We start from the raw sequence: 22,807 nt of genomic DNA, 5'->3' as shown, positions 1-22,807 counted from the left end.
AAAATGTTGAATCTCACCGATTTCCAAATCATGTACACCATCTTGCAACATTAACTGATTCATTTATCCTCTCTCCTCATCGCTCACTTATTACTATCTAAATGTATAAGTTCTGACCATTCACACTTTTCCCCTTTATATCCTTTAGACACTATCCTCATTTATATGAATAGCTTTCTTATTCAAAAATAGATTTTTAAAAATTCCTACTCCCACAATTAATAAACCTATACCAACTAATTTATTTATTTGTAATGGAATGCTCTCCATTCCAAATAATCCAAATGTATCAATGCATAACGCAACAACCAATTGAGTAATAAGACTAATTAGCACCGTATATGCTGGACCTAGACTCTTTATTGCACCCATTATACAAATAATTAACCCGATACCAAACAGTCCACTTACATAAAACAAATAATTTGCAGTATACACTTTAATGCTAATACTGTTTTCTGTAATGATATAAAATAGAATAGAGCTAATGAGACCTATCCCAAGGACACATGTAGTTGTTAACCACTGTCCTACATTTTCATTTACTTTTGCATTAAAAACAGATTGTACGCTAATTAATATTCCTGCTAATATAGCTAAACTAAATCCAATCAAAATCTTCCTCTCCCTTTCATTGCTCATATATATTATCTTTAGCGACTTCCTTCATTCTAGAAAAATCTTTAATTACAATAACTCCATTACTCTTTTCAATTAGTTTTTCATTATAAAATCTTTGTAATACCCGAATTACGTGCCTATAACTTACCCCTATAAAATCTGCAATACTCGTTACTGAAGTTGCATCCAAATCCCCTTTATACATATTCCCGTTACTATCTGTTGAAATTGAAAGCAAATAACTAGCTACACGTACTTCTACAGGATAAAGTAAATTAAGAGCAGTAAAACGAGTCGATATTTTTAACGTGTTCGCAATGTTTTCAAGCAAGAACTTCATAAATATAGGATCATGTAATAACTTGTTTCTAATAACCGTATTAGAAATAGAGATTGCTACAACATCTGAACAAGCCTCAACGACATTATGTGCTTTGCTATTTTGAATTAGTTCAATATCACCAACAATGGCCAATGGATTGATAAAGCGAAGAATTAGTTTCTTCCCTTCAGGTGTAATCGTATAAACTTTTACTTTACCTTTAACAACAAAATATAAACGATCCATTTCGTCATCTATATTGCAAATGAGCTCGCCTTTTTCAAAGTGATTTAATTGAAAATAAGCTGTATCTATTTCTGAAAAAACCTCGAGCGTTTTATTGGTTTTCAAATAATGCGTAATTAAACCTGATCTATCCTCCATATTCATTTCTCCTTTCATTTACATATTAAATACAACAATACCTATAATCATTATTATTGTTCCCACAATATGATATCTCTCCATCTGTATCTTTTTTATATGAAACAGTCCTTTCATTTCAATAACTGTTGCCGTTAACAATTGAGCAACCATAAGTGTGCCAGCTGTCAATGTAACTCCTAGTGCATATATCGCCATAGTTTCTGCACAAATAATGAATCCACCAAATGCACCCGCTGCTAAATATATTTTTTTCACACTCTTTAAATCCGTTATTTTCTCTTCTTTCTTTAACAAAAATACAGTTGTTGCAATACTGAATCCAATTAAATGGGTTATAATACTCGTCGACCATATACCGATATGTGAACTAAGTTTCGCATTAAAGGTTCCTTGAAGTGTTATAAATATCCCCGCAAAAATAGCAAATATAATACCTTTCAAAAAATCATCTCCTCATCCTTTATTTCTGACTTAATTAAAAACCATCATCCTATAATGGCAAAAGGACAAATGTCACATCACTATGAAAATAACTTGGAATGAACAAAAAAACACACCTCAAAAATGCGAGATATGTTTTTTTATTATTTATATATAATGTTTTATAAATGAAAATTACGCTACATTAAAAGATTTCTTTTTCATAACAAACTTTGCAAATAAGAAACGTACAAGCGGTCCCATAATAATTAATTGTAATGGATATGCCATTATGAAATTTTTAATAAAAATCGAAAAATAAATGGAAACAAATGAATCTCCTTGTAGTCCACCATGTAAATACATCATAGCCATACCGAAAAATGACATAAAGAACACCATTCCAATTACCATAGTTGTCGCCATTGCAACGATAATATTTATTTTTTTAGATTTATCAAATGGCAATATGAATACAATTTTTTTCGCACAAGGTCCAACGATACATATTTCAATTAATAGTGCAATAATAAAGCCAATTAATAGTTCTAATGCAATCTCTTTAATATAAATTTGTCCTCCTGTTTCATTCATTAGTAAATTGTAAAACGTCATTACGATAACCATCCCAAGGCACATCATCATGCCAAATTGGAGGTTTTCCTTTCTTGTTGTTGGCAAATTTCATCATCCTTTCTCTTTGAGTCTTTGTCATTATATCGACATTGGAAACCCCTTCGTAAGTGAACATTTTGTGAACAAATTTAAAACGTTTTCATTTTTTCCTTTCTACTCAAATTCTCACTTTTACTTATAGAGGTTATATATATCGCAATGTTGAATTACTAAATTTAACATTGCATTACACTATTACTAGGAGGATAACCATGAATGAAGCAGAATTTTACGCATATCACATCGTAACAAGGAAAAAAATGCATATCGGACAAATCATTCTTTTTAACAAAAATCAACACAATACTCTATATCACTTCTTTTTTGAAAGAGAACAATTAAATGCTAGTGGTGAAGATGGCATACAAATTTTAAATAAACACTATAAAAATAACGAATTACATATAAATAATGAAAATACTAAAGTAGTTATGAGTTATATGGATCAAACAATTAGAGCAGTTAGAGAAACAATTGTAGAAATGGTTAGACTACAAGAATTCCCTGAATACCCTTCCAGGTTATCTTGTTTATACGCTTCAAAAAGCTATGAAGATGCTTTAAAATGGAAAACATTATTTGATTCTTACAATCGAGAAGTTTTACAGATTGTTAAACTACGAGTGATCGGAAATTCTTTTGAAGGTGACGGGAATCTTTTACCGAAAGAAGATGGAATTCCTTTTTCTCAAAAAATCGAACAAGCTAGAGAGTATTGGAAAGGAAATATTAGAAATGATCTTCCTGAGCTACTGATTAATGGAGAAATTGAAGTGGTGGAAATTATTGATGACTTTTCCTCAATTCATATTTAATTTCTAACTAAATCATATAGGATGGAGATTACAATGAAGAAAAAAGTGTACTTCAATCATGATGGCGGCGTAGATGATTTAATTTCATTATTTTTATTACTTCAAATGGAAAACATTGAACTTACGGGGGTATCTGTTATCCCAGCAGACTGCTATTTAGAACCCGCAATGTCTGCCAGTCGTAAAATTATCGATCGCTTCGGCAAAGGTAATATTGCCGTAGCCGCTTCAAACTCTCGCGGGCAAAACCCGTTTCCGAAAGACTGGCGGATGCATGCATTTTATGTAGATGCTCTACCAATTTTAAATGAGTCTGGAAAAGTTGTAACACCCGTGGTGGCAAAACCCGCGCATCATCATTTAATAGAAACGCTTCTACAAACGGAAGGAAAAACAACTTTATTATTTACTGGGCCCCTAACTGACCTTGCTCGTGCATTATATGAAGCTCCCATAATCGAAGATAAAATTGAACGCCTCGTTTGGATGGGTGGTACATTTCTTAAAGCTGGCAATGTACATGAACCAGAGCATGATGGAACAGCTGAGTGGAATTCGTTTTGGGACCCTGAAGCAGTGGCTCGTGTATGGGATGCAAAAATTAAAATCGACTTAGTGACACTAGAAAGTACAAACCAAGTTCCGTTAACTATAAACATACGTGAACAGTGGGCAAAAGAGCGAAAGTATATTGGTATGGATTTCCTTGGTCAATGCTATGCAATGGTTCCTCCTCTCGTTCACTTCTCAACGAACTCTACTTACTATTTATGGGATGTACTAACTACCGCTTTTGTCGGAAACACTAGCCTTGCAAAAACTGAAACGATTAATAGTATCGTTCATACATACGGACCAAGCCAAGGACGTACAGAAGAAACTACTGATGGACGACCTGTAAATGTCGTTTATGATGTAAAACATGATGTTTTCTTTGAATATATTACTGAATTAGCAAAGAAAGCTTCTACTAAAAACCTTAATAACACGAAAAAATTTATTAAGAATGATATACTTTAATTAATATAACATGAGGTGATAAGATGGATTATGAGTTACTAAAAGAACGAATAGAAATTATAACTTCTAGAATTAAATACATAGGTGGTGAAGTTCAAGAAGTTTGTATAGATGAACCATCTTCCCTTGAACAAATAATCCAAGTAGAAGAAAAACTGGGTATTAAACTACCAAATAGCTTCAAAAAAGTACTTTTAGAGTTCTCAGGAAATTTTAGCTTACGCTGGTTTTTACCTGACGATGTAGAGCTACCAAATGAATTTACTGATATTTTTTGCGGAACACCTCACTGGAGTTTAGAAAGTCTTTCTGAATTCGAAAAAGAACGTAAAGGCTTGGTTGACGAGGTTTTTTCAAATATGGATGATGAATATGATGTAGTTTGGCACAACAAATTAGCATTTTGTGAAGTGGGAAATGGAGATTATTTAGCATTTGATATGAAAGATGATATAGATGCTCCGATAATTTACCTAAGCCACGACGATGGAGAAGGACATGGGTATAAGATTGCGAATAATTTCATTGAATTCATTGAGAATTGGTCAAGGGTAGCTTTTGTAGGATGCGAAGATTGGCAGTGGTTACCTTTCACTACCAGTTTTGAAAGTGGTATAAATCCAGATGATGAACCAGCCAAAAAATTTAGAAATTGCTTGGAACTTAATATTTAAAAGAGTATTGAATTAAATTTCAATACTCTTTTTGTGCAATTTAATTATATTTGATTAATGTAGTGTCTTACAGATTATTCATTTCATAACCATTGACAAAATACGTTATTGTTTCTAACTCATCTGCATTTAATTCTCTATCTAGCTCTTGTTTGTACGCTGCCTTTATCTTCTCTTCATCGCCCTTATGAGCTTCTGTATAAGTTCCTACTGCTTTTAACATGCGAATCTCTTGTAAAAACTCCTCTCGATTTATCGCTTCCCCATGAGAAAGAATATATGTCTCAGCATCAAATTTCTCTAATTCATCTATCAATTTAAACGTTCTTTTCGTCGTATAGTTCCACTTTGAAGAAAAAATATCTGCATATATACAATCTCCTACAAACAATATCTTTTCTTCTTTTATGTACATAACAACTGAATCATGCGCATGATCTCCGCCCACATGTTTTAACACGCATGTCACTTCACCAAGGTCTAATTCCATTTGATCCTGGAACGTTAAGGTTGGAGGAATAATGTTAATATTTCTCGCTTTTTCTTCAAACTCTTTCTTGATACAATCCGCACAAAATGCAATTTCAGTACCCTCTTTTACGCGTGCGTCCAACGCTTCATCTGTCCATTCATAAGATACTATTGCCTGAATTTCTTTTTTCGTTTCAGCCTGCGAAATAGTTAATGCATTCTGTAATACAGATAATCCAAAAATATGATCCCAATGCCAATGCGTTAATGCTACAAAATCAGGATTCGATACATTTTGTTCTTTTAACATTTCTAAAAATAATTGTGCATGTTCTTCTGAATTTCCTGCATCAATCATTAACGTTTTTTCTTGTCCAACGACCATTCCTAAGATAGGTCTATCTGTTTCAGAAACAGGTGTCATATACCAAAATGAGTTTCCTATTTTTTTAATTTGTTGCATAACCAATTCCCCTTTTCATTTTCTCACTTAAAATTAATATATAAATTATAACGAATCACTACTTTTTTCTCTATAATCAAACACAATTACTTGGACTAATCTAACTTTCCTTTTCGTAAGCTAAAAATAAGGGAATAGAATCGGAGTGTGATACTATGGAACGTTTATGGATTCCAATGATTGTAACATTTTTTTCGCTCGGTGGATTACTATTAGGAGGTGCTGTTGGAGTAGCAACACGCCAACTCATTGAAGAAAAGATGCATCGTTTATACGCATTATGTGGCGGTATTTTATTCGGATTATTATCACTTGAAATTATTCCTGAAACATTTTCAAGCTATGAAATGATTGGACCTATACTTGGTATAGCTATCGGTATTTTAGTTATGGGCTTATTAGATAACTATTGTCACCATCCAATGATACATAAAAAAGATCAACAAGCATGGCAAACCTTTCTTTTTCTCTCTTTCGCTATATTTATTCATAATATACCGAGTGGATTTGCGTTAGGTACAGCTTTTATAAATCATAATGACTCTGCCATTCCCTTTTTAATAGCAATCGTCGTTCACCATATTCCAGAAGGATTAGCTTTAATTATTCCATTTCTTTTTACAAAACATAAATATATTTCCTTTTTATTAACGACTTTATTACTTTCTCTTATTCTCGGTACTGGCACAGTTTTTGGCATTTTGATGGAAGGAAAAGCTCTTCACCTGCAAGGCCTCATTATGGGAAGTGCTATTGGTTCACTTGGATATGTCACAATTCATGAAATGCTTTGGAAAGCTAAGAAACAGCTCTCTTTCCTTACATTTCTAATGTGGGCAACTAGTGGTTTTTTACTAATAACAGTGTTCACTTTATTCGCTGGTCATCATTAAAGTTGCTAAAGTGAAACTTTTGTTCCTCCCACACTGATTCTTGGATTACAAATAACTAGATAAATTTCTTACTTGTATATTTTTCCTTTTTATTCAAAACATAATGTTATCTACCTATTATAAGGAGGAACAATTATGTTTGGGAAAACAGCAGGTGAAGCATTAGTTGATTTATTAATTGATTGGGGAGTAGAGCACATATACGGTATGCCTGGAGATTCCATTAATTCTATCATTGAAGCTTTAAGAAAAAAACAAGATAAAATTAAATTCATTCAAGTTCGCCATGAAGAAGCTGGTGCATTAGCAGCGGCTGCCTATGCGAAATTAACAGGAAAACTTGGCGTTTGTATGGCAATTGCAGGACCTGGTGCTATTCATTTATTAAATGGTTTATATGATGCGAAACTCGATAAAGCCCCTGTTCTAGCAATTTCAGGTCAAGTAGAAACCGATTTACTTGGAACGGACTTTTTCCAAGAAGTAAATTTAGAAAGAATGTTTGATGATGTTGCGGTTTATAACCAGCGTATTATGTCAGCAGAGCAACTACCTGCCGTAGTGAATCAAGCAATTCGAATGGCTTATACGAAAAAAGGTGTATCCGTTCTTACTATTCCAGATGATGTCCCGAAATTTGAAGTGAAAAATGGTGCCCGTGTTACAAATACTTCTTTTACTTTGCCTGAGTTGTTTCCACAAAAAGAAGATTTAGATGCAGCGAAACTCGCAATAAATGAAGCGAAAAAGCCTGTGATTTTAGCTGGAAAAGGAACAAAACATGCGAGAGAATCTTTACTTGCATTAGCAGAACAAATTGGTGCTCCAATCGTACTTACATTACCTGCTAAAGGAATTATTCCTGATGAGCATCCTCTTTGTATCGGTGGATTAGGATTAATTGGAACGAAACCTTCTTATGAAGCAATGAAGCATGCAGATACTTTAATTATGGTCGGTACTTCTTATCCGTTCACCGGCTTCTTACCTGAAAAAGCAAAAACAATTCATATCGATACAGATCCTGCCCAAATTGGGAAACGTTATGCGACAGATATTGGTTTAGCTGGTGATGCTGATAAAACATTACGATGGTTAATTGAAAATGTTAAAGAACACACAGATCATTCCTTCTTAGAACAGCACCAAGAAATGATGAAAAAGTGGGAAGATAAATTACACGATCAAGAAGAAGACTCTTCCATTCCAATTAAACCACAACGCGTTATGCATGCTCTGCAGCAAGTAGCACATGATGACGCAATTCTATCAGTCGATGTTGGAAATGTAACAGTATGGACCGCAAGACACTTCCGTATGACAAACCAGCAATTTGTCATTTCTAGCTGGCTCGCAACACTTGGTTGCGGTTTACCTGGTGCTCTTGCTGGAAAAATTGCTTTCCCGGATAAACAAGTATTTGCAGTTTGTGGTGATGGTGGATTTGGAATGACGATGAATGACTTCGTAACAGCTGTAAAATATAAATTACCAATCGTTGTCGTCGTATTAAACAATAATAAAATTGCGATGATTAAATTTGAACAAGAAGTTATGGGTAATATCGAATTCGAAACAGACTTAACGAACCCAGATTTTGCAAAATATGCAGAGGCGTGTGGAGGTATTGGATACCGTGTTGAGAATTTAGATGAACTCCTTCCCGCTTTCGAAAATGCAGTAAAACAAAATAAACCTTGTATTATTGATGTAGTTGTAGATGCTAACGAAGCACCAATGCCAGCAAAAATCACATTTGGTCAAGCCGCTGGTTATACGAAGCATATGATAAAAGAATTATTTGAAGAAGGTAAGATTGATTTACCTCCACTTTAAACGAAAAAAGATAGCTGAAAACAATTTGTCTTCAGCTATCTTTTTTATTTTTGTATCTCTCTATAAAAAGAAAAGTCATTCATAGTTGGTTGTACTTGTTTCTCTACTTGTAATTCTTTACTTTCCCTCTCTAGCTTTCTCACATTTCCTAACTTAATCGCATCTTGCATGCTATTACTAATTAGATTTCCAGCTAAAATTGTCATACTATAAAAAGCAATCGGTATAAGTACAATCCATGTATGAGTAGTTAAATGACGGAAGTTTTGACCAATTAGGCCGGTCCATTCTTTTGTTACACTATCTGCCTCTGTACCAAAGATAATTGTTCCACCAAAAAATAACTCTAACAAGCCAAGATGCAAGAGAAGTAATAAAGTACTCACAAATTGTTGAGCAACAAGTAAAAAAAATGATGGTAATACGTGTGGCCATACGTGATTTTTCACTCTATGCCATTTACTGCCCCCAAGCACAGTTGCTGCCATCATAAATTCTTCTCTTTTTATCCGACGGACTTCCTGCGCTGTATATAACATAATTGTTGGTACCGCTAAACATGTAAGGATAACCATTTGAAATATTACCCTTAAATGAAACGGCTCTGGTACTGTCCCATTTTCAAACACTAAAACTTCCTTTAACACAAAAAAAGAAATCATAACCATAGGTACAATGCTGAACGGATCAAAAAAAGATGCTATAACTGGAAAAGAACGTTTGCTATACATACCAAGAAGCAAACCAATACCTCCTCCAACTATAACTCGTAGAATCGCTATAATTACGCTCGCACCAACTGTCCATTTCGCTCCTTCTATTATTAGCTGGAAAAGATCGCGTCCTTTCTCATCACTACCGAACCAAAATTTATTCGACGGTGAAAATGGAGCAGCCTCTAGTTCTCCTTTTTCGTTATACATCATCGTAAGTTCACGGATATTCCCATCGAAAAATAAAGTATTTCCAATACTAACAATCATAAGTACGCTTAAAAAAGTAACACCAAACCAAAATCTCACATCTCTTTTTACAACTTGCCACATGCTAAACACGCTCCTTTATTACATTTTGTAAAAACGTATGTAATAAACGAAATAGTATAAAAAGCGGTACGTATAATATAATTAAACTTACTGTAAATATTTCTAATTTCGAATTTTCTTTTACAAAAACAAACATACCGTACGTATTAAATATCCATTCAATAATATATAAATTTGATAACATAAATAAAATATTTGTTTTTGCATAATAGATTGTTGTTAACAAAACATTTCTTGAAATATGATTTGTTAAAATATGTCGTAAACTAAGCCCTTTACTTTTAGCAAATATACTATAATCTTTCTCTAATTCTTCTCTGAAACGTAATAGTAGTAGCTTAATAAATAATAGTGTTGTAGGCAAAGTTAGACATATTATTGGCAATAGGCGAGCCCTTTCCTCCCCAATCCCCGCTAGTTTTACTGGCATAAAGCCTGTCTTTTGAAAGATTATTACGACTAGAAGTTGCGATAATAAAATTATTAAAATATCTGGGATGCTTTCAAGTACAACAAAAATCCCATTCCACATTCGTTGCTTTGATTGAGACCGTTGTAATACCCACACAACGAGGACATACGCAATAAGTAATGACAGTAAAAATGCCGAAATAAATACAAACATTGTCTCTAAATAATGAATCCATATTTGCGGAAATAATTTCCTCGAATCTCGAAATCCATATGTAATTTCCCAAGGTTGGAGTAACTTTCCTCCAATAAACACAATCGTGTTCCAAAAACCAATTAAATCAATTTGTAATCCCTTAAATAATCGAGGGAGCGCACCTAAACAGATTATACATAGAATTGCAGCGAATAATTGTAAACAAGTAATCCCACACCACTTAGCAGTTCGCATCAACATAACTATTACCCCTTTAAAAAAGAATATTCAGAAAAAACAAACCTCTTCAACCATACCTTTAATTCGCTTTTTCCCACTTAGTAAAATAGCTTGGAATAAACACGTAACAAAAAATAATCAACCAAACACGATAAATCCCAAAAGTCCAGTACACCATCGTTGCAATTCCTACACCAAACAAAGCATACAAACTATTTACCATTTGATTAATACCCGCTGCTGCACCGTATTGGTCTGATTCAACTACTCCCTGTATCATCGATTGTTCTAATGGAGAGAAAAATTGTATACATGCATTTTCCAAAAATAAAAATATAAAGACAAGTATAATCATCCCGTAATAAAGCGAAATTAGGATTCCAATATTACAGAGCGAACAACATATGTTACTTACTGTACATATACGTTGTCTATCAAAACGATTCACTACTGTCCCTACTAATAGAAAAAAGATTCATGCAGGTAATGCAATCATAATTTGTGTCATCGTTGCGTAAACTGGTTGTTTTCCGTATTAATCTAGCAAATAAAACATTAAAAAAATTCCAGCAATCATAGAACCGAGTCGCTCTAAAATATTTGCTAGAAAAAACGTGCATACACTTTGTTGCGAAATAACTGTAGCATTTCTTTCATACTTCGTATCCTTTCTCTCGACAAAATAGTATTATTTTAGTAATTTCTTGGAAGTTACATTATATTTTTCGACCATTATCCAATCTTTTCCTTCTTTATAAAAAACATAAAAAAGAGCCCTTATTCTCAACACAAGGACTCTTTTCATAAACTATTTAGCTACTTCTTCTTTCGGCATTACCATACCTTTATAAAGTTGAACAGTTATCCAGTAATACATGAAATAAATGACTAAGAAGATTCCTATTGGCACCCACACTTTCACAAACGGGTCAACTAATATAAAGCTGAATAAGTTAAGCCCAACTAAAACGTGAGAAATGCCAATGATCGCTGGGAAGATAAATAAATATGAAATTTCTTTATATATACTTTTCGTTAACATACTACGTCTCACACCAATTTTTCGTAACATTTCATAACGGCGTACGTCGCGAGAAGCACCTGTTAATATTTTGAACATAAGGGAACTTGCCATCATTGCTAAAAAGGCAATTCCGAGGAAAAATCCCATAAACATCGTTCCGCTCATGAAGCTGTTCATAAACTGATAAATTGTCATTTTCGTAAATAAGTCTACCTTTTCACCTGTTGCTTTTTCAATTTGTGCTTTTTGTCTCTTATCTATTTCGATCAATAACGGTTTATATTTTTTCATATCATCTACTTTTGCTAATGTTACAGTATGTTCTGTTCCTTGAATCCCTTTATAATGCTCTTCGTCTGCAATTCTTACTGGTTTTCCGCTAAATTGATTATGCGTAATTTGTATCTCTCTTACAACTGCGTCTTCCCAATCCTTTGGCATATGAGGGAATTTTGCTAATTCAGGAGCCTCTAAAGCTGAATATACAGGTTCAGTTAAAGGTTCAGTCACACGTTTGCGAACAGGCTCTTTTAAAGTTTTTGTATCAAAATGGTCTGAAACAAGTGGCGGTTTCGCAGTTAAGTCGTTACGTAAATAATAAACCGCTTCTCCATCTACTTTATATTTGTACTTGCTTTCTTCAACAATTTCCATTTCTTTTAAGGCAGCTTTGTCTTGATCATTCGGATCATGAATTACAACATCATATACACGAGAAAAGTCTGTCATAATACCTACATTTTTTTGGAACGCCATACCTGCCGTCATCGCACCTGCGCCTAATGCAATTAACATTGCTACAGTACCTAATACTCTCGATAAACTATTTACTCGAAAGCGTAGCTGTGCATATGTAAAACTATTTAGACCAGTTTCATTTCGTTTTTTATTCCCCTTAATTTTCATCACAAAAAATGGAAGTAATGAACTAAAGATAAAATATGTTCCAAGTGTTGTAACGATGGTTGCTATAATAAAACCTAATTCAGCATATATTTTTACATTGATCATAAAATAGTACCCTGTACTTACTAGTAATACACCAAGTACTGTCATTATTATAATGCGAGTTTTACTTTTCTTCACTTCATCTAGTGTTTCATCTTCACGAATTAACTCTAATTCAGTTTTACGTAACAATCGGACACTGTTCATTAAGCCAGTAATGAAAAATAGTATTAAGAAGAAAATAGCTGTGACTAAAATTGCTGGTGTGTATACAGATGCATAACTACCTTTTGCTGAAATTTCCATTCCATTCATTAAAAAGTTTCCTGCTACACTTGCAAGTAACATCCCTACTAAAATACCGATAATAATACTGACAATCCCCATACCGAATGTTTCAATAAATAATAACTGTGCTACTTTTTTCTTTTTCGCACCAAGCATCATGTACATACCGAGTTCTTTTCTTCTTAACGTGAGTAAGAAAGAGTTGGCATATATAATATAAAATACAGTAATGAAAGATAATAGTATTGCACCTACCCAAAAGACGAGTCTAATACTACTAATTAGGCTATTATCTTTCGTAAATTCACTATTCATCGCCATCGTTTGGAACATGTAGAAAATACTAATACTAATAACGAGGCCAATAAGTAAAACCATATAATCTTTTAACATCTTTTTCATACTATGACGTGATAATTTAAATAACATAGTTTCGCCCCCTACTTAGACTCAGCAGCTGAGCCCATATGAGCGAGCACACCTAAAATGTCTTGATAGAAATTCTCTCGAGTACCTTGACGGTTTAATTCTTTATAAAGAAGACCATCTTGAATAAATAAAATACGCTCACAATAACTTGCACTAAATGCATCGTGTGTAACCATCAAAATACTTACATTATGATTTTCATGTAAATCTTGCATTGCTTCTAATAAACTTTTTGCGTTTTTACTATCAAGCGCACCTGTCGGTTCATCTGCTAATACAATTGCTGGATTATGTACTAAAGCTCTTGCCGCCGCTGTTCTTTGCTTTTGTCCTCCAGAAACAGCCGTCGGATATTTTGTTAAAATTTCGGTGATGCCTAATTTCTTCGCAACGTCATTTACCTTTCCAGTAATCTCACTTGACGGTACGCCTTGCAAAGAAAGTGGTAAAGCGATATTTTCATAAATTGATAAGTTTTCTAGAAGATTAAAATCTTGAAAAATGAAACCTAATTTTTGAGAGCGAAAATCAGATAACGCATTGCCCTTCATAGAAGTAATATTTGTACCAGCTATTGTCACACTACCACCTGTCGCTTGGTCAAGTGTACTTATCACATTAAGTAAAGTCGTTTTTCCAGAACCAGAAGGTCCCATGATCCCGACAAATTCTCCTTCTTTAATACTTAACGATACACCCCTTAATGCTTTTGACTGATTCTCATTTCTTTTCCCATACGTTTTTTCTACACTTTCTACAGTAACTACATTTGTTGACATCTCTTTCACTCCATCCCTTTTGTATAAAATTAATTTCTCACATATTTCTTATTATTTTGTCATGTGAATTCTTAAGAATTTTTTAATTATTCATTCAAGAAGAGTTACACCTGTAACATGAACCTTTTTCCTACTTCATATTCTCATTTTTCTACAACTCGTTCCCTCGATTTCGCTTACATTTACCTTACATTTTTGTAAGATAAAAAAGAAAACACACTAATTGCTAATAGTGTGTTTTCTTTACAATCAATATTTTCTATTCTTTATTTCCTCTTCAATACTAGCCGCAAATACATTTAAAGTAACCACTTCCGACTTCTCTTCCCCATATTTACGTACATTTACAGCTCCGTTCTCCAGTTCCTTATCCCCAATAACAAGAATATAAGGAACTTTTTGCATTTGTGCTTCTCTTATTTTATATCCTAATTTTTCATCTCGCACATCTCGTTCGACACGAACACCAGCTTGTGCTAATTTATCCGCAACCTCATCTGCGTATTGTACATGAACTGCATTCGAAACTGGAATGACTTTCACCTGAACTGGTGCCACCCATGCCGGGAATGCACCTCCAAAGTGCTCAATTAATATTGCTAAGAAGCGATCTAATGACCCTAAAACTGCCCTGTGAATAACAACTGGTCTTTTCTTTTCATTATTTTCATCTATATAATTTAAATCAAATTTCTCTGGCATTTGGAAATCAAGCTGGATTGTTCCGCACTGGTGGCTTCTATTTAAAGCATCTTTAATATGAAAATCAATTTTCGGCCCGTAAAATGCACCGTCACCTTCATTTAGTCTATATTTATAATTTAGCGATTGTAATACATTTTCTAATGCCGCTTCTGCTTGCTCCCATAATTTATCATCACCCATTGAATCTTCTGGACGAGTAGAAAGCTCTACTTCATATTCGAATCCAAAAGTTTTATATACGTAATCAATTTGCGCCATTACTGATTTAATTTCATCTTCAATTTGTTTTGGAGTTACAAATAAATGTGCATCATCTTGGCAGAAAGTACGTACTCTTAATAATCCGTTTAACGCACCACTAAATTCATGACGATGTACTTGACCAAATTCACACATACGAATCGGTAATTCACGATAAGAATGCAATTTATTTTTAAACATAAGCATGTGCCCTGGGCAGTTCATCGGTTTTAATGCAAAACTTTTATTATCTACTTCAGAGAAATACATATTATCTTTATAATGTCCCCAGTGCCCTGATCTCTCCCATACTTCTTGGTTCATCATGAACGGAGTGCGTACTTCTTGATACTTATACTCTTTTTGAATTTCTCTTAAAAATGCTTCCAATTCGTTACGAATCATTTGTCCTTTCGGTAAATAAAACGGCATTCCCGGAGCCTCTTCAGAAAACATAAATAACTCAAGCTCACTGCCTAACTTACGATGATTTCTTTTTGCTGCTTCTTCAACGAAATGTAAATACTCTTCTAATTCTTTTTGAGAAGAGAATGCAACACCATATATGCGCTGAAGCACTTGGTTATTACTATCACCTCGCCAATATGCACCGGAAACGTGAGTTAATTGAAATGCTTTCAAATAACCTGTAGATGGTAAATGTGGTCCTCTACATAAATCTACAAATTCACCTTGTTTATATAGTGTTACACTTTCCCCACTAGGAATTGCTTCTAAAAGTTCTAATTTCAAGCGGTCGTTCATTTCTTGAAACAGTTTAGCTGCTTCTTCTCGAGAAACCTCAACTCGTTCTATCTTTATATTTTCATTTATGATCTTTTTCATTTCTTTTTCGATTTTTCGTAAATCTTCTATGTTTACACTACTTGGAAGATCCATATCATAATAAAATCCATTTTCAATAACAGGCCCTACTCCAAGATTTATATCACCATACAATCTTTTTACAGCTTGCGCTAAAATATGTGCCGCGGAGTGTCTTGCAATTTCTACCCCTTTATTTGAATCTATAGTAATGATTTCCACTTCCGCATTTTCTTCAATATTTCGGCGTAAATCATATAATCCATCATTTACTTTCCCCGCAACTGCTTTCTTTTTCAAACTACTGCTAATGGATCCAGCAATTTCTTCTAAAGTAACTCCATTTACAAATTCTTTAACGCTACCATCTGGAAATTTAATTTCAATCATTTGTTCTTTCATTTTTCATCTCTCCATTTCATAATAAAAAGCACACTCATCCCTAAAATAGGGACGAGCGTGCTTTTACCCGTGGTTCCACCCAGATTCCCATTGTAAACAAACAATGGCTTCTTTTACGGTAACGTCGTTTATACGGCACTAGATACTTAATTTCCCTAGTGCAGCTCTAAGGTGGTAAGTTATTTTTCTGCGTTAGGAAGTTCTCAGCTTTCCTTCCTTCTCTGTATAACCGGGTAAAATAACTCGTGTCCTTTTCTTCGCTTATTATGAAATTGAATGCAAAAAAGCATATTCATCCCTAAATATAGGGACGAATATGCTTATATCCGTGGTTCCACCCAGATTCCCATCACAAAAAAACATAATGGCTTCTTTTGCGATAACGTCGCATACACGGCACTAGATACTTAATTTCCCTAGTGCAGCTCTAAGGTGGTAAGTTATTTTTCTGCGTTAGGAAGTTCTCAGCTTTCCTTCCTTCTCTGTATAACCGGGTAAAATAACTCGTGTCCTTTTCTTTGCTTTTTGTAAAACATCCATTTATTGTTATTTAATATATCTTATTCATTTTATTTTTGCAAGTGTTTAAAAAAATTATTTATTTAATTTAAAAAAGCGAAACCAATTTTTTTTGGTTTCACTTCACAATTTTACCAATCTTGTGGTTCGTAATTTAAGTCTGCAAATAGACGTCTTTTCTCCTTCTTCGTTAAATCTCTCCACTGCCCAACTGGTAAATTATTCAATTCAATATTCATAATTCTCGTACGTTTTAACGTGTATACTTGATAACCTAAAGCTTCACACATACGGCGAATTTGGCGATTTAGCCCTTGTGTTAAAATAATTTGGAACTCATATTTTGATAACTGTGTAATCTCACAAGGAAGCGTTTTTGTTCCTAAAATTTTAACACCCGCTGCCATTTTCTCTAAGAAATCAGGTGTAATTGGCTTATCTACTGAAACGATATATTCTTTCTCATGTTTGTTTTCAGCACGTAAAATCTCATTAACAATATCGCCATCATTCGTTAACAAAATTAAACCGTCAGAGTCTTTATCAAGACGTCCAATGTGACTAATTCGTAAAGGATGATTCACTAAATCAATAATATTACCTTTTACTGATTTTTCACTCGTACATGTAATACCTACTGGTTTATTTAAAGCGATATATACGTGATCTCGAGCAATTCGAAGCTGCTCTCCATTTACTCGTACATCATCACCTGGGTTCACTTGGTCACCAATTTTTGCAACCTTACCGTTAATAATTACTCTTCTCTCATTAATTAGTTTATCCGCTCCACGTCGAGACGCTTTTCCAGCTTCACTAATAAATTTATTGATACGCAAATTAGGCACATCCTTTTCTAAAAAAAATTTCAAGCTCACACTGCTTCTACCGTACAATACAAAAGGGTAAGCCTCCTATTATAACTTAAATATATTAACATGAAAGGGTATATAACGTCTTCTATTAATTACTTGTTTATAAGAAAATATCTTTATTATACATTCATTTATGCACTTTTTCAGCGTTTAATATACAAGCCATTCTTCCTTACATACAGCTTGTTTTCCTTTTATCTCTTCTATCTCTTCATGAATATTAGCTAATTTATATAAACCTGGGAAAATCTCTTCCACATAATGTTGATGCGTCTTTTCATCTTTCCAATACGTTAACACTATGTAACGATTTTCATTTTTTAAAGACTTCCCAACTACTCCACCTAACATTCCTTTTGCTTTTTCCATTCCTTTATTCCAAATTGTTTCTTGCTTCTGTAAAAAATGATTTTCCTTTTCCACCTTTACATCACATATAGCAACTCTTACGAATGATCCTTCTGTAACAACGTCTTTCAAATGCGTATCAGTTATATCATACAACGTTTGAAATAATTCAATTTCACATGAAAGAAACGTATCCTCTTGATTACTATTTAAATAAATTGTATCGTGAGCACCATTCATAAATGATTGATATGTACTTCTATCTTCCCATAAAGTAAATACACATGCCTCATCTTCATACCATCCACCAAATTGTCCATGAAAACCATCTAGGTGCCGTATATCACGCCATTTTCCTTGCGCATTTGAAAACAATTCCTTTTTCTCTTCTTCCACCTTACAGTAGATTGTTTTTAGTAGCATTTTTAATTCCCCCTTTAGCATATAATTTATCTTCTTCTCACAATAATTAGTTCGCATAATATTTTTATAATCACCCTAATACTCTTTATAGACATATAGAACTAATCATATTTATCACTACATCTATCAAAACATCTATCGAATTTAATTTCAAATAATTCAGAACGAAAAAGATGTAACTCTTAATGAATTACATCTTTAGCTAATCTCCCTTATTCATCTTTTTCTCAAATAAATAATACGTAATTTCTCCTGGATAATGTAATACCGTTACCTTCCGCTCCCCTTTTTTAAAACTAACAGTATGCCCGTTTTCCCCTAAGTTCTCCCATCCACTCGCCTTTGTAATTGGCATTACACTTATATATTGATAGTCCTCTTCCTTATCATCGTTAATATGGATTGCTGACATTGGCACTGGAAAATCTTTAATTTTAGATTCTTTATTCATAAATATGAATGCAACTACACCAACTAATAACATAGCCATTGAAATAATTGAAACTAGTTTTCTTCTATTCATTTTCACTAAAAACCCTCTTTTCTCACATATAACTTTCATCATTTTACTAACTTTAATTATTTATGTATAGAAAAGATATATTTTAAATCATTTCTAACCTATTTTCTCTATTTAAAACAACATCATTATTATATATTATAATTATAAGTTTTTAAATTTTGGAGGCGTTACATATTGCAGAAATTACTTTTTACTAAATGGACAGTTGTTATTTCTATTTTCATCATTTTCGGTACGATTTTCTATGTTACTAATGTTAAAAATAACAACGAAAAAGCAACTGTAGAAACAGCGGATACAAAAACTTTCAAAACTAAATTACAACCTAAAATTAATGAATTGACTACTCATTATAATGACATCATCGAAAAAGATTGGTTACCTGCCTGGGAAGAGATTAACACGAATGGAGATTCAGTAGATCGAAATAAACTATTAGTTACAATGAGTGCTGTTTCCAAGCAGTACGAAACAATTATGAACGAAATAGACACGCTTAAAATTGAAGAAAATATAGCAGATATAGATATACAAAAACAACTAATTCAATTCACAACTCAGTTTAAATCCGCATCAAATTTCATGAAAAATGCAGCAAATTTAATTATAGACGGAGCAAATAACTCTACTCCAACCGATGAAACTATTGAAAAAACAAAACAAGCTTTAGGACTTGCGGATCAACATATTGTCATCGCTTTATCTACTTTAAATGAAGTTGAAGATAAATTAGGACTTACAAAAAAATAAAACTATTTACTATTTTAAAATAAAAAATGATTGCAATTCACAATTTGTATGTCTATAATGTTTTTATTGATTTACAATCAATGTGTTTATAAATTTTATAATTCGGATGAACCATTCAGGAGAAGGTCTATTGATCTACCGACGGGGCAAAAAGTTGTTATACCAGCTTTGAAACTCTCAGGTCTTGGTTACAAGTAGAACTGCATGGGGACGAATCTCTGGAGAGACTCCCTCTCGCTTTCATAGAGCGTGGAGGAAAACGAGCACCGAAGGAGCAAATCCGCTACTATAGCGGATAATCTCTCAGGTAAAAGGACAGAGACAAGCGAAAGAAAATGCCGATTTGTATCGGTTTATTTTTCTATCCCTTGTTTCTCCAGAGACCATTTCATTTACTTGAAGTGGTTTTTATTTTTTCTAAATAAAGGAGAATAAAGATGGAGACAGTAAGTAAAGTATTAGAACAAATGAATCAATACGTGTGGGGATTACCAACTTTGTTGCTACTCGTTGGAACAGGTATCATTCTCACAGTGCGTTTAAAAGGTTTACAGTTTAGTAAACTATTATACGCTCACAAACTAGCATTTAAAAAATCAGAAGATACCTCTTCTTCTGGAGATATTAGTCACTTCCAAGCACTTATGACAGCTATGGCCGCAACGATTGGTATGGGAAATATAGCCGGTGTTGCAACAGCTGTTACAATTGGTGGTCCTGGTGCAATATTTTGGATGTGGATTACCGCTTTATTCGGTATGGCAACAAAGTATGCCGAGGCAATACTTGCAGTAAAATACCGTGTTAGTAATGAAAATGGTGAATATTCAGGTGGACCAATGTATTATTTAGAGCGTGGTTTAGGTAAGAAATGGCTGGCAGTATTATTCGCTATATTCGGCACAACTGCTTCTTTCGGTATTGGTAATATGGTGCAATCTAACTCAGTTGCAGAGGCAATGCGAATTAATTTCTCTTTCCCTCCTGCTTTAACTGGTATAGTAATGTCATTTTTAATCGCAATTGTTATTTTAGGCGGTGTAAAAAAAATTGGGAAAGTGACGGGATATGTCGTTCCTATTAAAGCTTTCTTTTATATAATTGCTGGTCTTATAATTATTTTCTATCACTACGACCAAATTCCAGAAGCATTTTCACTTATTTTTTCTGGTGCATTTAATGGTACAGCAGCTACTGGTGGTTTTATTGGGGCAACAGTTGCATCAGCTATTCAAATCGGAATGGCGCGTGGTGTATTTGCGAACGAAGCTGGTTTAGGGAGTGCACCTATTGCCGCGGCGGCGGCAAAAACTGATTCGCCTGCAAAGCAAGCTTTAGTTTCAATGACTGGTACTTTTCTAGATACGTTTATTGTATGTACAATTACAGGACTAGTATTAATTACTACAGGTGCTTGGAGATCTGGTAAAACTGGCGTTGAAGCTACAACACTTGCATTCCAATCTGTATTTGGTACTGCTGGTAGTATGATTCTCGGTATCGCAATTATTTTATTTGCCTACTCTACTATTTTAGGCTGGTCGTATTATGGAGAAAAATGTGTAGCTTATTTATTCGGAGAAAGTGCAGTTAAATATTATAAAGCAATCTTTATTGTTATGATTGCAATTGGTGCTAATTTAAAGCTAGGAATCGTATGGACATTTGCTGATATTGCAAATGGACTTATGGCAATTCCAAACTTGATTGGTCTAATTGGATTAAGTAGTATTGTTGTTGCTGAAACGAATCGCTTTTTACAAGCAGAGAAATTGAAAGAAAATAATAAAAAACAGGCAAGTTAATCTATGAAAAAAGGAATGACTCATACATGATGAGCGTTCCTTTTTTCATCTCCTCTTTTACTTAATTACTATCATTAAAAATATATTTATATCAATATTTACTCCTTTTTATTCCTTCAAAAGTTTTTCACATAAATGTCATAAATCGTATGGTCTAACTATATAGTTGAAAAGGAATGCGACATTAAGGTGTCACTGAAAAACTCATCCAAGAAAAGGGAGGAAAAATCTTTTGAAAAACAAAATCATCGTTTTCCTATCTGTTTTGTCATTTATTATTGGTGGTTTCTTCTTTAACACGAATACTTCAAGCGCTGAAGCATCATCTACTGATTACGTTCCTAACCAATTAATCGTTAAGTTCAAACAAAATGCATCTTTAAGTAATGTGCAATCTTTTCATAAATCTGTCGGAGCTAATGTCTTATCTAAAGATGATAAGTTAGGTTTTGAAGTCGTACAATTTTCAAAAGGTACTGTAAAAGAAAAAATAAAGAGCTATAAAAATAATCCAGATGTGGAATATGCAGAACCGAATTATTACGTTCACGCCTTTTGGACTCCAAACGACCCATATTTTAATAATCAATACGGGTTACAAAAGATTCAAGCTCCACAAGCTTGGGATAGCCAACGAAGTGATCCTGGTGTAAAAGTAGCTATTATTGATACAGGAGTTCAAGGCTCACACCCTGATCTGGCTTCGAAAGTAATTTATGGGCATGATTATGTTGATAACGACAATACATCTGATGATGGTAATGGTCATGGTACACATTGCGCTGGAATTACTGGAGCACTTACGAATAACAGCGTCGGAATTGCTGGTGTTGCCCCACAAACTTCAATTTATGCTGTCCGCGTATTAGATAATCAAGGAAGTGGTACTCTTGATGCTGTAGCGCAAGGTATTCGAGAAGCTGCTGATTCGGGTGCAAAAGTAATTAGTTTAAGTTTAGGAGCTCCAAATGGTGGTACTGCATTACAACAAGCCGTTCAATATGCATGGAATAAAGGCTCTGTTATAGTTGCAGCTGCTGGAAATGCTGGAAATACAAAAGCTAATTACCCTGCTTATTACAGCGAAGTAATTGCAGTTGCTTCTACAGATCAATCAGATAGAAAATCTTCATTCTCTACTTATGGTAGCTGGGTAGATGTTGCAGCACCAGGTTCAAATATATATTCAACATATAAAGGAAGCACGTATCAATCATTAAGTGGTACATCTATGGCAACACCTCATGTTGCAGGAGTCGCAGCTCTTTTAGCAAATCAAGGATATAGCAATACACAAATCCGCCAAATTATTGAGTCTACTACTGATAAAATTAGTGGTACAGGTACGTACTGGAAAAACGGTAGAGTCAATGCATATAAGGCTGTACAATACGCTAAGCAATTACAAGAAAATAAAGCTTCTTAAGAAAACTT

At 33.8% G+C, this 22,807-nt stretch carries 21 protein-coding genes, 1 pseudogene, 1 riboswitch and 2 other annotated features; of the genes and pseudogenes, 8 read left to right on the top strand and 14 right to left on the bottom strand.

What is annotated here, in order from left to right:
* Nucleotides 1-144: 144 nt before the first annotated feature.
* The 4 genes from BHV55_RS11800 to BHV55_RS11785 form a co-directional block, all read right to left on the bottom strand.
* On the bottom strand, nt 145-615 hold the full coding sequence (locus tag BHV55_RS11800; RefSeq protein ID WP_000579027.1) for a DMT family transporter: 471 nt from the start codon (nt 613-615) through the stop codon (nt 145-147).
* A gap of 16 nt (nt 616-631) precedes the next feature.
* A complete protein-coding gene (locus BHV55_RS11795) occupies nt 632-1,327 on the bottom strand; it encodes a Crp/Fnr family transcriptional regulator (RefSeq protein WP_048567995.1) in 696 nt (231 codons plus the stop codon).
* 18 nt (nt 1,328-1,345) lie between these two features.
* On the bottom strand, nt 1,346-1,771 hold the full coding sequence (locus BHV55_RS11790) for a DMT family transporter (protein ID WP_044584443.1): 426 nt from the start codon (nt 1,769-1,771) through the stop codon (nt 1,346-1,348).
* Between the two features lie 174 nt (nt 1,772-1,945).
* Nucleotides 1,946-2,431 (bottom strand): DUF2798 domain-containing protein, encoded by a 486-nt coding sequence (locus BHV55_RS11785; protein WP_070757392.1) that lies wholly within the window; start codon nt 2,429-2,431, stop codon nt 1,946-1,948.
* A 206-nt stretch (nt 2,432-2,637) separates the two neighbouring features.
* Between BHV55_RS11785 and BHV55_RS11780 the strand changes: the two genes are divergently transcribed.
* The 3 genes from BHV55_RS11780 to BHV55_RS11770 are packed head-to-tail and all read left to right on the top strand — an operon-like array spanning nt 2,638 to nt 4,934.
* A complete protein-coding gene (locus BHV55_RS11780; protein WP_001001044.1) occupies nt 2,638-3,240 on the top strand; it encodes a DUF2441 domain-containing protein in 603 nt (200 codons plus the stop codon).
* Nucleotides 3,241-3,261: 21 nt separating this feature from the next.
* Nucleotides 3,262-4,260 carry a nucleoside hydrolase gene (locus tag BHV55_RS11775; RefSeq protein ID WP_139147415.1) on the top strand — a complete coding sequence of 333 codons (999 nt, stop codon included), beginning with the start codon at nt 3,262-3,264 and terminating at the stop codon, nt 4,258-4,260.
* Between the two features lie 23 nt (nt 4,261-4,283).
* Nucleotides 4,284-4,934 (top strand): SMI1/KNR4 family protein, encoded by a 651-nt coding sequence (locus BHV55_RS11770; RefSeq protein ID WP_048567992.1) that lies wholly within the window; start codon nt 4,284-4,286, stop codon nt 4,932-4,934.
* Nucleotides 4,935-5,001: 67 nt separating this feature from the next.
* On the opposite strand, the gene BHV55_RS11765 is transcribed toward BHV55_RS11770, so the two are convergent.
* Nucleotides 5,002-5,868: an MBL fold metallo-hydrolase gene (locus BHV55_RS11765; RefSeq protein WP_061139313.1), complete on the bottom strand. Its 867-nt coding sequence runs from the start codon at nt 5,866-5,868 to the stop codon at nt 5,002-5,004.
* Between the two features lie 155 nt (nt 5,869-6,023).
* On the opposite strand from BHV55_RS11765, the gene BHV55_RS11760 reads away from it, so the two are divergent.
* Nucleotides 6,024-6,761, top strand: coding sequence for a ZIP family metal transporter (locus BHV55_RS11760; protein WP_070757393.1), 738 nt, complete (start codon nt 6,024-6,026; stop codon nt 6,759-6,761).
* A gap of 135 nt (nt 6,762-6,896) precedes the next feature.
* Entirely contained in the window at nt 6,897-8,597 is a 1,701-nt protein-coding gene (locus BHV55_RS11755; protein WP_061139314.1) for a pyruvate oxidase, read from the top strand.
* A 44-nt stretch (nt 8,598-8,641) separates the two neighbouring features.
* Here the strand turns inward: BHV55_RS11755 and BHV55_RS11750 are convergent, their stop codons facing one another.
* The 9 genes and pseudogenes from BHV55_RS11750 to BHV55_RS11710 form a co-directional block, all read right to left on the bottom strand.
* Nucleotides 8,642-9,643 carry an ABC transporter permease subunit gene (locus tag BHV55_RS11750; protein WP_000267878.1) on the bottom strand — a complete coding sequence of 334 codons (1,002 nt, stop codon included), beginning with the start codon at nt 9,641-9,643 and terminating at the stop codon, nt 8,642-8,644.
* A gap of 1 nt (nt 9,644) precedes the next feature.
* Nucleotides 9,645-10,511 carry an ABC transporter permease subunit gene (locus BHV55_RS11745; RefSeq protein ID WP_000929104.1) on the bottom strand — a complete coding sequence of 289 codons (867 nt, stop codon included), beginning with the start codon at nt 10,509-10,511 and terminating at the stop codon, nt 9,645-9,647.
* Nucleotides 10,512-10,641: 130 nt separating this feature from the next.
* A pseudogene (locus BHV55_RS11740) lies at nt 10,642-11,147 on the bottom strand (MFS transporter); the annotation flags it as partial.
* Nucleotides 11,148-11,298: 151 nt separating this feature from the next.
* Nucleotides 11,299-13,179, bottom strand: coding sequence for an FtsX-like permease family protein (locus tag BHV55_RS11735; RefSeq protein WP_000897859.1), 1,881 nt, complete (start codon nt 13,177-13,179; stop codon nt 11,299-11,301).
* An 11-nt stretch (nt 13,180-13,190) separates the two neighbouring features.
* Nucleotides 13,191-13,958 (bottom strand): ABC transporter ATP-binding protein, encoded by a 768-nt coding sequence (locus BHV55_RS11730; protein WP_000106426.1) that lies wholly within the window; start codon nt 13,956-13,958, stop codon nt 13,191-13,193.
* A 249-nt stretch (nt 13,959-14,207) separates the two neighbouring features.
* Nucleotides 14,208-16,130 (bottom strand): threonine--tRNA ligase, encoded by a 1,923-nt coding sequence (thrS, locus tag BHV55_RS11725; protein WP_003311951.1) that lies wholly within the window; start codon nt 16,128-16,130, stop codon nt 14,208-14,210.
* A gap of 44 nt (nt 16,131-16,174) precedes the next feature.
* Nucleotides 16,175-16,397: a binding site (T-box leader), on the bottom strand.
* Between the two features lie 36 nt (nt 16,398-16,433).
* Nucleotides 16,434-16,658, bottom strand: a binding site (T-box leader).
* A gap of 122 nt (nt 16,659-16,780) precedes the next feature.
* The gene (rluF, locus tag BHV55_RS11720; protein ID WP_001222170.1) at nt 16,781-17,488 is read right to left on the bottom strand and encodes a 23S rRNA pseudouridine(2604) synthase RluF; all 708 of its coding nucleotides are present in this window, start codon (nt 17,486-17,488) and stop codon (nt 16,781-16,783) included.
* A 186-nt stretch (nt 17,489-17,674) separates the two neighbouring features.
* Nucleotides 17,675-18,295: a YdbC family protein gene (locus tag BHV55_RS11715; RefSeq protein ID WP_061139318.1), complete on the bottom strand. Its 621-nt coding sequence runs from the start codon at nt 18,293-18,295 to the stop codon at nt 17,675-17,677.
* Nucleotides 18,296-18,497: 202 nt separating this feature from the next.
* On the bottom strand, nt 18,498-18,860 hold the full coding sequence (locus tag BHV55_RS11710) for a hypothetical protein (RefSeq protein ID WP_070757394.1): 363 nt from the start codon (nt 18,858-18,860) through the stop codon (nt 18,498-18,500).
* A gap of 132 nt (nt 18,861-18,992) precedes the next feature.
* On the opposite strand from BHV55_RS11710, the gene BHV55_RS11705 reads away from it, so the two are divergent.
* The 3 genes from BHV55_RS11705 (at nt 18,993) to BHV55_RS11695 (ending at nt 22,799) form a co-directional block, all read left to right on the top strand.
* Nucleotides 18,993-19,568 (top strand): hypothetical protein, encoded by a 576-nt coding sequence (locus BHV55_RS11705; protein ID WP_016117773.1) that lies wholly within the window; start codon nt 18,993-18,995, stop codon nt 19,566-19,568.
* A 208-nt stretch (nt 19,569-19,776) separates the two neighbouring features.
* Nucleotides 19,777-19,897: riboswitch (glycine riboswitch) on the top strand.
* Between the two features lie 108 nt (nt 19,898-20,005).
* Nucleotides 20,006-21,373, top strand: coding sequence for an alanine/glycine:cation symporter family protein (locus tag BHV55_RS11700; protein WP_070757395.1), 1,368 nt, complete (start codon nt 20,006-20,008; stop codon nt 21,371-21,373).
* 232 nt (nt 21,374-21,605) lie between these two features.
* Nucleotides 21,606-22,799, top strand: coding sequence for a S8 family peptidase (locus BHV55_RS11695; RefSeq protein WP_000790924.1), 1,194 nt, complete (start codon nt 21,606-21,608; stop codon nt 22,797-22,799).
* Nucleotides 22,800-22,807: the final 8 nt, after the last annotated feature.

The organism is Bacillus sp. RZ2MS9 (genome assembly GCF_001816185.2).
GTDB lineage: Bacteria > Bacillota > Bacilli > Bacillales > Bacillaceae_G > Bacillus_A > Bacillus_A cereus.
This window is presented reverse-complemented; position numbering and strand designations above follow the sequence as displayed.

Excerpts from the sequence above, each read along its gene's own strand:
- BHV55_RS11795 (WP_048567995.1), bottom strand. The coding sequence starts at position 1,327 with ATGGAGGATAGATCAGGTTTAATTACGCATTATTTGAAAACCAATAAA.
- BHV55_RS11780 (WP_001001044.1), top strand. The coding sequence starts at position 2,638 with ATGAATGAAGCAGAATTTTACGCATATCACATCGTAACAAGGAAAAAA.
- BHV55_RS11775 (WP_139147415.1), top strand. The coding sequence starts at position 3,262 with ATGGAGATTACAATGAAGAAAAAAGTGTACTTCAATCATGATGGCGGC.
- BHV55_RS11770 (WP_048567992.1), top strand. The coding sequence starts at position 4,284 with ATGGATTATGAGTTACTAAAAGAACGAATAGAAATTATAACTTCTAGA.
- BHV55_RS11765 (WP_061139313.1), bottom strand. The coding sequence starts at position 5,868 with ATGCAACAAATTAAAAAAATAGGAAACTCATTTTGGTATATGACACCT.
- BHV55_RS11760 (WP_070757393.1), top strand. The coding sequence starts at position 6,024 with ATGGAACGTTTATGGATTCCAATGATTGTAACATTTTTTTCGCTCGGT.
- BHV55_RS11755 (WP_061139314.1), top strand. The coding sequence starts at position 6,897 with ATGTTTGGGAAAACAGCAGGTGAAGCATTAGTTGATTTATTAATTGAT.
- BHV55_RS11750 (WP_000267878.1), bottom strand. The coding sequence starts at position 9,643 with ATGTGGCAAGTTGTAAAAAGAGATGTGAGATTTTGGTTTGGTGTTACT.
- BHV55_RS11745 (WP_000929104.1), bottom strand. The coding sequence starts at position 10,511 with ATGTTGATGCGAACTGCTAAGTGGTGTGGGATTACTTGTTTACAATTA.
- BHV55_RS11735 (WP_000897859.1), bottom strand. The coding sequence starts at position 13,179 with ATGTTATTTAAATTATCACGTCATAGTATGAAAAAGATGTTAAAAGAT.
- BHV55_RS11730 (WP_000106426.1), bottom strand. The coding sequence starts at position 13,958 with ATGTCAACAAATGTAGTTACTGTAGAAAGTGTAGAAAAAACGTATGGG.
- thrS (WP_003311951.1), bottom strand. The coding sequence starts at position 16,130 with ATGAAAGAACAAATGATTGAAATTAAATTTCCAGATGGTAGCGTTAAA.
- BHV55_RS11715 (WP_061139318.1), bottom strand. The coding sequence starts at position 18,295 with ATGCTACTAAAAACAATCTACTGTAAGGTGGAAGAAGAGAAAAAGGAA.
- BHV55_RS11710 (WP_070757394.1), bottom strand. The coding sequence starts at position 18,860 with ATGATGAAAGTTATATGTGAGAAAAGAGGGTTTTTAGTGAAAATGAAT.
- BHV55_RS11700 (WP_070757395.1), top strand. The coding sequence starts at position 20,006 with ATGGAGACAGTAAGTAAAGTATTAGAACAAATGAATCAATACGTGTGG.